General features: G+C 62.6%; 11 protein-coding genes. 3 read left to right on the forward strand and 8 right to left on the reverse strand.

What is annotated here, in order from left to right; all coding sequences use genetic code 11:
- Nucleotides 1-91 precede the first annotated feature (91 nt).
- Genes mksF through mksB form a run of 3 tightly spaced genes read right to left on the reverse strand, consistent with a single transcriptional unit; the run spans nt 92 to nt 4,918 of the window.
- Nucleotides 92-2,932 carry an Mks condensin complex protein MksF gene (mksF, locus tag JFU04_RS02810; RefSeq protein ID WP_201143479.1) on the reverse strand — a complete coding sequence of 947 codons (2,841 nt, stop codon included), beginning with the start codon at nt 2,930-2,932 and terminating at the stop codon, nt 92-94.
- Nucleotides 2,929-3,636 carry an Mks condensin complex protein MksE gene (gene mksE / locus JFU04_RS02815; protein ID WP_201143480.1) on the reverse strand — a complete coding sequence of 236 codons (708 nt, stop codon included), beginning with the start codon at nt 3,634-3,636 and terminating at the stop codon, nt 2,929-2,931. The genes mksF and mksE overlap by 4 nt, the downstream gene beginning before the upstream one ends.
- Nucleotides 3,626-4,918: an Mks condensin complex protein MksB gene (gene mksB, locus JFU04_RS02820; RefSeq protein WP_201143481.1), complete on the reverse strand. Its 1,293-nt coding sequence runs from the start codon at nt 4,916-4,918 to the stop codon at nt 3,626-3,628. Before mksB ends, mksE begins: the two co-directional genes overlap by 11 nt.
- A gap of 187 nt (nt 4,919-5,105) precedes the next feature.
- On the opposite strand from mksB, the gene JFU04_RS02825 reads away from it, so the two are divergent.
- Both JFU04_RS02825 and rimI read left to right on the forward strand, forming a co-directional pair.
- Nucleotides 5,106-5,849 carry an SPOR domain-containing protein gene (locus tag JFU04_RS02825; protein ID WP_201146293.1) on the forward strand — a complete coding sequence of 248 codons (744 nt, stop codon included), beginning with the start codon at nt 5,106-5,108 and terminating at the stop codon, nt 5,847-5,849.
- A complete protein-coding gene (gene rimI, locus JFU04_RS02830) occupies nt 5,842-6,294 on the forward strand; it encodes a ribosomal protein S18-alanine N-acetyltransferase (RefSeq protein WP_003188286.1) in 453 nt (150 codons plus the stop codon). Before JFU04_RS02825 ends, rimI begins: the two co-directional genes overlap by 8 nt.
- 81 nt (nt 6,295-6,375) lie before the next feature.
- On the opposite strand, the gene JFU04_RS02835 is transcribed toward rimI, so the two are convergent.
- Nucleotides 6,376-6,780 carry a serine kinase/phosphatase gene (locus JFU04_RS02835; RefSeq protein ID WP_106805246.1) on the reverse strand — a complete coding sequence of 135 codons (405 nt, stop codon included), beginning with the start codon at nt 6,778-6,780 and terminating at the stop codon, nt 6,376-6,378.
- A gap of 153 nt (nt 6,781-6,933) precedes the next feature.
- Here JFU04_RS02835 and can point away from each other — a divergent pair, with 153 nt between their 5' ends.
- Nucleotides 6,934-7,578, forward strand: coding sequence for a carbonate dehydratase (gene can, locus JFU04_RS02840; protein ID WP_025856499.1), 645 nt, complete (start codon nt 6,934-6,936; stop codon nt 7,576-7,578).
- Here the strand turns inward: can and JFU04_RS02845 are convergent.
- The 4 genes from JFU04_RS02845 to JFU04_RS02860 form a co-directional block, all read right to left on the reverse strand.
- The gene (locus JFU04_RS02845; protein WP_065900411.1) at nt 7,575-8,099 is read right to left on the reverse strand and encodes an SET domain-containing protein-lysine N-methyltransferase; all 525 of its coding nucleotides are present in this window, start codon (nt 8,097-8,099) and stop codon (nt 7,575-7,577) included. The two genes, can and JFU04_RS02845, sit on opposite strands and share 4 nt — an antisense overlap.
- A 144-nt stretch (nt 8,100-8,243) precedes the next feature.
- A complete protein-coding gene (locus tag JFU04_RS02850) occupies nt 8,244-9,413 on the reverse strand; it encodes a hypothetical protein (protein WP_201143482.1) in 1,170 nt (389 codons plus the stop codon).
- 121 nt (nt 9,414-9,534) lie between these two features.
- Nucleotides 9,535-11,235 (reverse strand): acid phosphatase, encoded by a 1,701-nt coding sequence (gene acpA / locus JFU04_RS02855; RefSeq protein WP_201143483.1) that lies wholly within the window; start codon nt 11,233-11,235, stop codon nt 9,535-9,537.
- 204 nt (nt 11,236-11,439) lie between these two features.
- A complete protein-coding gene (locus JFU04_RS02860; RefSeq protein ID WP_065900417.1) occupies nt 11,440-12,858 on the reverse strand; it encodes a short-chain fatty acid transporter in 1,419 nt (472 codons plus the stop codon).
- Between the last annotated feature and the right edge of the window lie 130 nt (nt 12,859-12,988).

Raw genomic sequence — 12,988 nt, forward strand, 5'->3', positions numbered from 1 at the left:
CCGAGCTTGCCCGCGATGAGGCCCTCAACAACACCAAAAAAAAGGCCGCGATCCATAAGATCGCGGCCTTTTTGCATTTCACTGCAGCCGATCAGACTTCATCCAGCTCCGGCTCGTCCGCCTGCACATTCACCGTCGCCTTCACCACATCGTGACGACGGATGTACTTCCAGTCCGCCTCATCAATGTAGATCCCATTCGGCCCGCTGCCGCCTTCCAGGTCGATCGCTACTTGCGCAGACACTTGCGGTTTCACACTGGCGAGGATCGGCACAAAGCCCAATTGCAGACTGGTTTCGAGCAGCGCCGCCTGGTTCTTTTCATCGATATCCGCGGCCTCGTCGAGGTAGTACGGCAAGCGCACGCGCCCGGCCTGGTCACGGTCCATCAAGTGCAGCAACAAGTACATGTTGGTCAGCGCCTTGATGGTCATGGTAGTGCCGTTGGATGCCGCGCCGTCGATGTCGGTGTGGATCACCGGCTGGCCATGCACCTTGGTGATCTCGAACGCCAGTTCGAACAGGTCCTTGAGGCCCAGCTGGTTATGGTTGGCGGCCACCAGGCGGGCCAGGTACTCCTTGGCCTCTTCGTTCTTGTTGTCCTGCTCGGCGCTCTGGCTGAGGTCGAACACCGACAGGGTCTCGCCTTCTTCATACTGACCGGCACTGTGGATGATCTGGTCGATATGCTTGAGGGCTTCCTTGTTCGGCGCCAGCACGATGCGGAAGCTTTGCAGGTTGGACACCTGGCGCTTGTTGATCTCGCGGTTGAACAGCGCCAGCTGGTGTTCCAGGCTGTCGTAGTCACTGCGGATATTGCGCAGGGTCCGCGCGATGTCGGTTACCGCCGCACGGCGGGCCTTGCTCAGGGTCAGGGCTTCGTCGGTGCGGTGGGCATAGGCGTTGATCAGCAGTTGCAGGCGACGCTCGACGTCATCCTCGCTGTCGAACTTGGCCACGCCCTTGAGGCGCACCTGGGCGTACAGCGCTTCGATCTGGCCATCAGCGCGCAGCAGGCCTTGCCAGCTGTCCTGATAGTCATTGAGCAGCGGCAGCAGGTTGTCCATGGAGTCGTCGACCGGGTCCATGAATGGCGTGCCGAATGGCAGGTCTGCTGGCAACAGCTGGCGGCGGCGCAGTGCGTCGTCGAGGGTGCGTTGCTTGGCTTCCATATCACCGATTTGCCGGCCGACCAGTTGCAGCTTGGCCGACAGTTGCTGGACACGCTCGGTGAAGGCATCACTGGAGCGCTTGAGCTCATCCTGCGCGGCTTCCATCTGCGCCAGGCTTTCCAGTTTCTCGTCTTCTTCGGCGCTCAGGGTTTGCGCGCGGCGGAAGTCTTCCAGCGCCTTCTGCGCGTCCAGCACCTGCTGATACAGCGCCTCGGTCTGAGTCTTGCTCGCGGCGCGGTCAGAGGCTACGGCCTGCTGGGTTTTGAGTTGCTTGAGTTCTTTTTCCAGGCGCTCTTTCTGGTCGCGCAATGCCGCGCGATCCGCCAGGGCCTGCAAGGCCGGTGGCTCGATGTGCGAGATGTCGATGGACAGGCCCGGCACTTCGAAGCGCTCGCCCTTGAAGCCATCGAGGATCAGCTCCAGGGATTTGACCCACTGCCCGTCCTCGTCCAGCGTGATGCCATGCTCACCCAATGGCAGGCTGAACAACGAACTGTTGAACAGGCGCATCAGGCGCTCGACATCCTGCTGTGAGAATTCTTCGCGCAGTTTGGCGTAGCTGTTGTTGTCCGCATGATCGAGCTGCTGCTTGACCGACTTCAGGCGTTTTTCCAGGTCGCGCAAGCGCTCGTCGAGGTCTTCGGCGCTGAACTGCCGCGACTGCGCCAGGGCGCCCGCCAGTTCGTCGTGAGCATCCTTGGCCGCCAGCAGTTGCTGCTCGAGCACCTTGACGTCATCCACCAGGGCGAAGCGATGCTTGAGCACCGACAGCTCACCCAGCCAGCGCTGGATGCCGCTGATCTCGCGCTCCAGGCGCATCAGCTCCTGGGTGCCGCCACGCTGGTCGTTCTGCAGCGCATCCTGCTCGTTGCGGTAGTGTTCGGCCTGGATCGTCAGCTCTTCCTTGCGCGCACTGGCGTAGTCCGACCAGGTGCCCAGCAGCGAGTCCAGCAGCGGCGACAGCCGATGCAGCTTGCCGCGCAGGATGTCGCGCTGTTTCACGCCATTGGCGAGCGCCTCGACCAGCGGGCCGGCGGCCACCAGCGAGTGGTAGTCCTGTTCCATGCGTCGCACGTCGCGGAAGGCTTCTTCGCACGCTGCGATGTAGTCCACGCTGCCCGAACGCAAGCTGTGTTCGAATGCATCGAGGAACAGCTGCTTGAGCTTGGCCGCGGTGATTTCGCGCATGTGCAGCAGGTTGATAAACAGCGCGCGGAAGGTCTTCAGGCTCTGCTCGCTGGTGGAGCGCAGCGGGATCAAGGTCAGGTCCAGCGGGATCGACGTATGACCGCCGACCAGCAAACGGCGCAGTTCATCCGGCTTGAGTTCGTAGGCTTTCAGGCCTTCGCGCTCAAGGTTGGTGAACAGCTCTTTCTGGCGCAGGCAGGTATCGTTCTTCTGGTAATGCGCCAGGTCGAGCTTGCCGGCATAGGCAAAGAACTGGTGACCGAAACCGCCGCCCGGACCGCGCCCGACCACGCCGATCACGTGAGGGCCGTGGGGCAGCGACACTTCCACGAGGATGTAGCTGGTGTCGGTGGCGAAGTAAAAGCGCCGCGATTGTTCCAGGGTGTACTTGCCGAAACTCATGTCCGACATGCGCGCCAGGATCGGGAACTGCAGGGCGTTGATCGAGGCGGATTTACCCAGGTTGTTCGCGCCATACACCGACAGCGGCTCTTCCAGCGGGAACAGGCCCAAGCTGTAGCCGGCGGTGTTCAATAGGGCAAAGCGGCGGATGCCGTAGCGTTCCTTGCTCATGCATCGGTCTCCTGTTCTTCGGCAATGGCGCGGGCCAGGGCGTCTTCTTCGCTTTCGTCGGTAAAGTCGCTGAGGTCCAGCGGGTCATCGGTCTTCAGCAGTTTTTCATCGCTGTCTTCGTCGATGATCACCGGTGCCGGCAGCGGCAACACGCTGTGCACGCTGGCGGCGAGGTCGCGGTCCTGTTGCACCGACAGGCACACATCGAGGAAGCGGTGCATCGGCGGCAGGAAGCGATAGATACCGTTGTCTTCGCTGGCAAAACCCAGTTGGGTCATGCGGCGCATGATTTTTTCTTCGAGTTCTTCCTGGGTCTGCACTTCGGCCTGGATAAACAGGTCGCGGTACTTCTCCAGCAGCGATGGCAGCTCATCGCGGCCGAGGCTGCCACCGTCGAGCACGGCGATCGGGTCACGGCCCTGGTCGGCCAGGTGCTCGACGATGATGAAGGTGAACAACGCCAGGCGCTGGGCAGTCTTGTTGACCTGTGCGCTGGCAATCGCCGAATCCGGCACGAAGTAGTAGAAACCACGGGTGTCACACACCAGCTCAAAGCCCAGGGCCTTGAACAGCGTGCGGTACTGGTCCTGGAAGTTCGACAGTTGCGCGTACAGTTCCGGGTCGCGGCGGCTGACGTGGTAACCCTTGAACAGCTCGCGAAAGATCGGCGCCAGCTGGGACAGTTCGGATAGATCAAGATGCATGCGAAGTCCTTACATTAGCGGTGCTCGCAGAGTTCTCGGCGGCGTCGGGCGTGGCCGGGAGCAGGGCGAATGAGCGCAGGCTGACCTGGTGCTCGTGCGTGTGGTAATCGCGGCGTTCCAGGCGTTCGCGCTTGAAGCGTTTTTCGCGGGACAGGCGTGAGAACCAGTACAGCAATTCGTCGGTGGCGCCGTCCGGTTCCTGCTCCAGCAGCCAGGTCATCAGGTCCGGCATCGGCAGCGCGTCTTCGCAGCGCTCGAGCATTTCCTTGACCGTGCGCGGTGCACGCTGGGCGTCGCCCTTGTGGGATTTGTGCGCCTTGGGGAAACGCGCCGGCTTCGGCTCGAAATTCGCCAGGGCATACACATAGGCCTCGACCTGGCTGGCGCTGCCGAGGAAGGTGCTTTGCGGCCGGGTAAACATTGGCATCGCCGCCTGCGGCACGGCGTCCAGGCCCTTGCGGCGGATGGCCGACAAGGCCAGCGCCGCGCCACGGGTCACTGCGTTGTGCCGGCGGGCTTCTTCGCGCAGCGGCAGCAGCAGCTCGCGGGCATGGCGCAAGGTCAGCTGGGCGCTGGTCTGCATTTCGAGGATGCGCGCGTGGGTGCGCAGCAGCATGTCGTCGTCCACCAGGTGGCCGAGGCGCTGCTGCTCGGTGAGCATGCGCAGCAGCACGTTCTCGACCTTGCGCACGCCTTGTTCGAAGGCGCCGTCGGCGTTCACCAGTTGGATCATCGGTTCGACGTATTCATCCCAGGTCGCCAGTACTTCGGCGTAGCGCTGGCGCAACGGGATCTGCCGGTCGCTGGTCTTGGCGCGGTCGGCCACGGCGGCGAGGGCCTGTTCGTCGTTGGCGAGCTTTTTCAGCACGTCGCGCACGCGCATATCCAGCAGGCGCAGTTGCCGGGCCAGATCATGGCCATCACGGATGTCGAAGGCGTCCTGGATGTAACCGGCCAGGCGCTCGAGGTGGCGCAGGTAGGCTTCGATTTCCAGGCACAGGCCAAGCCGGTGCTCCTTGCGAAGATAGGCGAGGAAGTCATGGATCTGTGCGTTGAGCTCGAAACGGTTCGGGCTCTTGGCGACAGGCACCAGGATATCCAGGCGAATCCACAGGTCCAGCAGGCTGGTGATGTCCTGGGGCGTGCTGTCCAGTTGTTGGGCGGCCAGTTGCGCGCGCAGCTCGCCGAGGCTCAGGGTGCCTTGGTCGAAGTGTTCGCACAGTGGCTCGAGTAAGGCCCAGTGTTCGGCGAGGGCGCGCAGGACGCGCTTGGGTTCGATCATGGGAATGGCCGGCTGGTTGGCGATTAAAAGTCGCGATTGTACTGCATCGGACGCGGGATTTATCCACAGCCGGTCAGTGCGCAGTGGGCGATTGTTACCGAACAGCGGTAGAATCCCCGCTCTTAACTTATCCACAAGTGGCCGAGCTGTGCTTATCGAGTCCCGACGTCGCGCTTACTTGACCGCCATGCAGGTGGTCAATTGGCTGCCCCGCACCGAACTGCCGTTTGCCGCGCCGTCGCGGCCCGAGCTGCTGGAGGCGTTCGAGCCCTATGAGGCCTTGGAAGCGTCCGGCGAGGAGGCTGCTGCGCCGGTCGCGGTGGTCAAGCCCGCTCCCGAGGCGCGTCCGGCGGTCGAGCGGGCCAAGATCGAAGTGCCACGCCCGTCACCGGTGGCCAAGCCGGTGGTGGCCGAAGAAACCGCGCCGGTGGTCAAGGCTGCGGTGGTGCCGCCGCCGCGTTTTGCCCTGCAATTGCTGCGCGCCGGGCGTTGCCTGCTGCTGGTGGAATTGCCCACCGGCGAGCGTTTCCAGACGCGTGATCCTGCCTACATGCTGCTCAAGGACATGCTGCGCGCCGCCGGCCTGCCCGACAGTCCGCAGATCGTCGGCGATCCGGTGCGCTGGCCGCTGTTGGTACGCGGCACCATGGACCAGGGCCCGGAAGCCGCGCGGGATTTTGTCCAGGGCTTTGTCTCGGCGCGCCTGGAGGATGAACCCTGCGTGTGCCTGTGGCTGATCGGCCTCCCCGCCGTACGATTTGCCGGCGAGGCGAATGCCGAGTCCTGGTACCGCGAGCTGCAGGTCGAAGGCCTGGGCTCCGTGTGGGCCCTGCCGGGCCTGGAATTATTAATGGAAGAGCCACAGCGTAAGGCTGATGTCTGGCAAGCCATGCGCCGGCTGATGGCGCGCTGGAAAACAACCGATGAGTGAGGCTTTATCCTTCCGCCCGATGACCGAGGCTGACCTCGACGCCGTGCTGAAAATCGAATACGCGGCGTTCAGCCACCCCTGGACCCGCGGGATCTTTCTCGACGGGCTGGGCAAGTACCAGATCTGGCTGATGTTCGAAGGCGAGCAGCAGGTGGGCCACGGCGTGGTGCAGATCATCCTCGATGAGGCGCATTTGCTGAACATCACCGTCAAGCCGGAAAACCAGGGGCGTGGCCTCGGCCTGGCGCTGCTGGAACACCTGATGTCCCGCGCCTATGCCGCCAATGCTCGCGAATGTTTCCTGGAAGTGCGCGACAGCAATACCGGCGCGTTTCGCCTGTATGAGCGCTATGGGTTCAATGAAATCGGCCGTCGTCGGGACTATTACCCCGCCGTCGGTGGCCGTGAAGATGCGGTCGTGATGGCCTGCACCCTGGTCGATTGATGCAGGAGCCCGGCTTGCCGGCGATGGCGATCTCAACGACGCACTCGCCCGCAAGCCGGGCTCCTACAGGTTGACGGGGTATCAGCGGTTGCCGTCTACCGGGTCGATATCCGCCAGCTCAGCCTCATCCAGGCCATTGCCGCCGCCAATCTCGTCTTCATCGACGATGCTCAGGTCCCAATCCGCCTGCTCGCCTTCGCCGGCTTCCTGGGCATCCCGCGCGCCGTCTTCATGGATCAGCGTTTCCGGGCTCATATCATCATCCGTCGACTCATGATCATCGGTTGAAGCCCCAGTCAATCCAGCCTCGCGCACCCGTTCGTCGGGCATCAGGTGCTCACGCTCACGGCGGGGGATTTCCTCGCCGATCTCCGCCGTCGGCTCTTCCTGGTCAAAGTCCAGCTCGCGCATCTCGCCCATGCGGTCTTCGTTGTCATCAATCGGTTCCGGCTGCGTAGCGCCGTAGGGACGTCGTGATTCAGTCATGGCCAATCCTCATGCTGTGGGGCTTATAGTGTGTGGACAGGCGTCGTTCGCTAAAGATTCAAGCTAATTGGCAATCGGTATTCTTTCGCGGCGGCGTGACCCGGACGAGCGGTCGTCTGTCAAAGCTGCGCATCATTCCTGAGGCTTTCCCTGATGAACGAACTACAAGACCTGCTTGATAACAATGAACGCTGGGCGGATGCGATCAAACAGGAAGATCCCGAATTCTTCGCCAAGCTCGCCCGCCAGCAGACCCCGGAATACCTGTGGATCGGCTGCTCCGATGCCCGCGTACCGGCCAACGAGATCGTCGGCATGCTGCCGGGCGATCTGTTTGTGCACCGCAACGTGGCCAACGTGGTGCTGCACACAGACCTCAATTGCCTGTCGGTGATCCAGTACGCCGTTGACGTACTCAAGGTCAAACACATCCTCGTCACTGGCCACTATGGCTGCGGCGGCGTGCGCGCCTCGATGCAGGACCGCCAGTTCGGCCTGATCGATGGCTGGTTGCGCACCATTCGCGACCTCTACTACGAAAACCGTGACGTGCTGGCGCAGTTGCCCACCGAAGAGGAGCGCGTCGACCGTCTGTGTGAGCTCAACGTGATCCAGCAAGTCGCCAACGTCGGCCACACCAGCATTGTGCAAAATGCCTGGCACCGTGGGCAGAGCCTGTCGATCCATGGCTGCATCTATGGCATCAAGGACGGCCGCTGGAAGAGCCTGAACACCACCATCAGTGGTTTCGAGCAACTGCCGCCGCAGTATCGCCTGCGCCCCTTGGGCGAAGCCTAAGGCCGTTTGCGCTCGCGCCACTGCACCATGAACTGCTGGCCCTCGGCATTCAGGGGTTCGTCGCGACCGGTGATCCAGCCCCGGCAGTTCAGTTCGCCGCAATGGCACTTGAACTGCCGGAACAACGCATCCTCGGTGCTGGCGTAATCCAGGGTCAACGGGGTGCCGGCGCCTATGGGCTGTACGGTCCAGAGTTCCAGGTAGGTGGTGTCGAAAAACACATTCGGATTGCACGAGTGCCTGAGCAGGCCGCAGAACCAGCAGTCGTATAAATGGATGCGCGGCGACAGTTGCAACGTGTGCGGGCGCCGCTCGCTCACGGCGTAGCCGGAGACCTGGGCAATTCGCATGCGCCCGTCAAACGCGATGCGTGCCTTGACCCCGCTGCCGGTACTGTCGCTACCCTGCATGACCTGGAAATGCCGGTACGACGGATAACCTTGCTCAACGAGCAGTGTCTTGAAGGGGTACAGGCAGTCATTTGCAGCCGTTTTAGCCTTATCCATGGCCTGAGTTTTCATGACTCTCCTTGGTGGGCTGCATGGACCTGCGGATGGTGGCTGACTACCAGTCTTGCAGCAGATGGGGGCGGCACAAGATTCGCCGAAGATCGATCCGCTGGCTACTGTCAAACCTGACAGTAGCCAGCGGATTTTTTGTGCGCTTTATAGGGCGGGGACGCTGATTTCCGGGGCGGGGGCGGCATTCTTCAGCTGCCTGAGCTGGGCTTTGATCGCGGGCGTGGCGCATTTGGCATTCGCCTTTTCCGGCGACAGGTTGCGCACCGAGGTATAGAACAGCTCGCAGGTCTGCTCCTTACGCGTGACCTGCCACGTGTTCATGCAGGCCTTGAGCAGCACATTGGGATCACTCGCCGGTTTCTGGCCCATCCCGGCCTGCCAGCAGGCTGCGCTCAGGTCCTGGCCCATCACCGTCAGGCCGGCTTCATCGGCTTTCTGTTCATTGCCGTCATAGCTGGCGGCGTCCGCCGCATACCAGATATAACTCGGGTGATTGGCGCCCAGTACCGAGACACTCTTGCCAGCGGCCGGGCTGATCTGCACAAGGCCCAGTACCGCCACGGACGGCCCGTATTGTTGCTTGATCCAGGCGCGCACCGGCGAACCGAACGCCACCATCGGTAACGAGCCGTTGGCCGGCAGGCTCAGCTCCCGGACCATGCGCGTCTGGTAGTCGGTGAAGTAGCCATAGACGTTTTCCAGGTCCTTGCCCGCCGTGGACGGGGCTGCAATGGGCGCGATATCGATGATGGTCTGGTAGGCCGGGGTTTCGCCGGCCGGCACGCCATTGTCGGTGAGCAACGTGGCCCAGCGGTCGGAGGTGGCCGATTCCAGGTAGTCCTGGGCCTGGGTCAGCGAGTAATCCGGAGGGAAATGCAGCAACTCGATGCTCTTGCGCTTTTCCAGGGCCATGCCCAGCGGCAGGAACAGGTACCAGTTGTAGGCCCACTTGCCGTCGCTGTTGAGCTTGCTGGCGCCCTGGTAGGCGAGATCGGCGGTGTCGAGCAGCGCGGTGAGTGGCTTGCCATAGTCGTCGGGCACACCGCTGAAGGTGGCCGAGAGCTGGCCGTCATGGGTCTTCACGCTGACCTTGGCGCGACTGTAACCGTCACGCTGCAGGCTCTGGTTCAGGTAATGCTCCACGGTCTGCTCCAGCGTCCATGGCCGAAAGCAGATCACGTTGCAATTGTTGGGGAAGGCGAACAACTGGGTGACGCGTTGCGTGCTGCCCAGTGGTACCTCGATATCAGCCTGTACGACCGCACTCGCCAGCAGTGCGGCCAGGGTGCAGGACAGCCTGGTCGGTTTAAACATGCTTGATTCCTTGTCAGCGAAGGCCCGTCTGCGCGGGATGAAAGCCCACCCTCCAAACAGTAGCGGCTGACCAGGAAAACGCGTGCTAAATCGCCAGGCGTGTCGCTATTGGATAAGAAACCTACACGTTGAACTGCAATGCATTGCTCAGGTCACCCATGGGTTTCTGGCCGCGGGCGATCATCGCGTCATCGCGCTGCTTGAGACCGTCGAGCGTCTCCAACTGGAAAACCCGCGTAATCAGCCGCAGGATCGACGCGGTGTCGTAGACCGTATGGTCGACCGTGCCTTTGCGTGCAAAGGGTGAGACCACCAGTGCCGGAATCCGCGTGCCCGGGCCCCAGCGGTCGCCCTTGGGCGGCGCCACGTGGTCCCACCAGCCGCCGTTTTCATCGACCGTCACCACCACCACCATGTTTTTCCACTGTGGGCTTTCCTGCAGCACCTTCAACGCACGAGCGATATGCCGGTCGCCGGAGGCCACGTCGGCATAGCCAGCGTGCATATTCAGGTTGCCCTGGGGCTTGTAGAAGCTCACGGCCGGCAGCTTGCCTGCCTGGGCGTCGGCGAAGAACTTGTTGGTGCTGGACTCATCGCCCAAGCCGCCGTCACGCAGACGCTTGTCACGCTCTGCGCGGTGCTCGGGGCCTTGCTGCTTGAAGTAGTTGAACGGCTGGTGGTGGTACTGGAAGTTGGGGATTTTCGGAATGCCGCCCGAATCCTTGAACTGCTCCAGCGTGGCCTGCCAGGCGCCGGCGTACCAGGCCCAGTCGATGTTCTTTTTCGACAGCTTGTCGCCGATGTGCTCGTGGGTTTGCGGCACCAGCACGTTGGGCAGGTCGGGTTTGGAATAGTCCGGGTTTTCCGGGTCGCGGATCCAGGTCGGCCAGTAGGGCGGAGCCAAGGTGTTCACGCCGTAGCCGTCCGGCGTCAGCGCACTGGGGCCGAACTGCGGCGGGCCGGTCATGGCGCTGGCCGGGGACTTGTCCAGCGGCTTGAGGCGCGGGTCGGTGGGATCCTCGCTTTGCAGCGTGGCAATCTGCGCCTTGGCCACCGACTGCGCGGCATTTGGATAAAACGGCGCAGTGGCGCTGATCAGGTATTGGTGGTTGAGGAACGAGCCGCCGAACGCGCCCTGGAAGAAGTTATCGCAGAGCACGAACTCCTTGGCCACGTCCCACAGGCGCAGGGAATAGCGGCTCTGCGCGTAATGGCCCATCACCAGGCCGCCGGAATCGCCCCAGGCGACGAAACCGTCATTCTTGCCGCCGTTGATCTGCATCTGGTTCTGGTAGAACACGTGCCACAAGTCGCGGGTCACCAAGCTCAGGGGCAGGTCCTCGGCGTTCGGACCCTTGAGGGCGAACGGCGCGTTGGGCAGGTTTTCCTGGAACTGTACCTCGTTGGGATAAGTCACCCCGTCCACGCTTTGCGGGCCGACTTGCAGCACGCCGCCCCAAGCCGGGGGCAGGGTGGTCAACAGGCTGCCATCGCGATCGCGCTGCTGGTATTGGCCGGCGGAAAGGGCCGACAGCGGCTTCTCCAGGCCGGGGAAATCCGCAAACAGGTTGTTGAAGCTGCGGTTCTCGGCGTAGATCACCACCACGGTTTTCACCTGGTCGCGCAACGCCTTATCCAACTCCTGCGGGGTCAGTGGCCGCGTCACCGGCTTGCCCGGGGCTTCGCCGGTATTGCCACAAGCACTCAAGGTCGCGCCGACCCCCAATACCGCCGCGCCCCCGAGGAAGCGCCGGCGGCTGGTGTCTACCGGCGGTTGGGCTGCGGAATCTGGGGCAGGGCGGTCTTCGTGCTCGTCACTCATTGCGGGGAGTCCTTGCTGGAGATTGTTGCAAGATATTTCGCAGGACGGTAGCAACGCAATGTGACGGAAGTAAGTCAGCTGCAAGCTGCAAGCTGCAAGCTGCAAGCTGCAAGCTACAAGCTACAAGCTACAAGCTACAAGCTGCCAGCGTGAGGCTTGAGGCTTGAGGCTTGAGGCTTGAAGCTTGTAGCTTGTAGCTGTGACCTACGGCATGACGGGGGGGAGATATTTCAGCGTCGTCCCGAGTGCCCATAGCAGGAACAACACCAGCGGCGTGTGCACCAGCAGTTGCACGAACGAAAAGCCGATCAAGTCTCGCGCTTTCAGCCCCAATACCCCGAGCAGCGGCAGCATGTAGAACGGGTTGATCAGGTTCGGCAGCGCCTCGGCCGCGTTGTAGATCTGCACCGACCAGCCGAGGTGGTATTGCAGGTCATTGGCCACTTGCATCACGTAGGGCGCTTCGATGATCCACTTGCCGCCGCCCGACGGGATGAAGAAGCCCAGCACCGCCGAGTACACGCCCATCAGCAGGGCGTAGGTGTCGTGGGAGGCTATGGAGGTGAAGAAGGTCGAGATATGGTGCGCCAGGGTCTGGCCGTCGCCGCCCTTGACCACCGTCATCAGGGCGGCGATCGAGCCGTACAGCGGGAACTGGATCAGCACCCCGGTGGTTGTCGGCACGGCGCGGGCCACTGCGTCGAGGAAGCTGCGCGGGCGCCAGTGCAGCAGGGCGCCGACCATGATGAACAGGAAGTTGTAGGTGTTCAGCCCCGAGATCGCGCTGATCGCCGGTTTGGTCGAGAACTCATGGAACAGCCAACCGGCCGCCAGCAGCGCCAGCAGGATGGTCAGGAGTGGGCTGTGTTCGAGCCATTCGCCCGGGCGAGTGGGAGGCTGCGGCTTGGGCAGGTTGAAGGCCGGGTCGACGCCGCAGGCCTTGGCGTCACGCGCGCTGTTCGGGCCCGGGGCGGTGGCGTAGGCGATGATCAGCGAGACCACGATCAGCGCCAGCAGCAACACGCCGGATTGCCACAGGAAGATAGTCTCGGTGAACGGGATCATCCCGGTGATCGACAGGATCGACGGCGGCAAGCTGGCCGGGTTGGCCTGCAGTTGCGCGGCCGACGACGACAGCCCCAGCGCCCACACTGCGCCCAGGCCCAGATAGGCCGCCGCACCGGCTGCGCGGTAGTCCATGCGCAAGTCCGTACGACGCGCCAGTGCGCGCACCAGCAAACCGCCGAACACCAGGGACAGGCCCCAGTTGAGCAGCGACGCCACCATCGAAATCAACGCCACCCAGGCCACGGCGGAGCGGCCGTTCTTCGGGATGCGCGCCAGGCGGTCGATCAGCTTGACCGCCGGCGGCGAGCTGGCAACCACGTAGCCGCCGATCACCACAAAGGCCATCTGCATGGTGAACGGAATCAGGCTCCAGAACCCATCACCAAAGGCCTTGGCGGCCTCGGTCGGCGCAGCGCCCATGCCCAGGGTCGCCACGGCGACGATGATCACGGCGAGGGCGGCGAACACCCAGGAGTCGGGGAACCAGCGTTCGGCGAAATTGGAACAACGCAGGGCAAATCGGGCATAGCGGCTTTCTTCGATAGCATCGGCCACGAGTCTTTCCTCTTGTATTTATTATGGTGTTGGCAGTTTTACGGCATGTTCCGCTACGGCCATTCATATGGGAATGCAGTTATCTTCATCGATCCATGAGGAAAACAAATATATCTGCCGCGATTGCCAT

This window comes from Pseudomonas sp. TH21 (genome assembly GCF_016651025.1).
Taxonomy (GTDB): domain Bacteria; phylum Pseudomonadota; class Gammaproteobacteria; order Pseudomonadales; family Pseudomonadaceae; genus Aquipseudomonas; species Aquipseudomonas aylmerensis.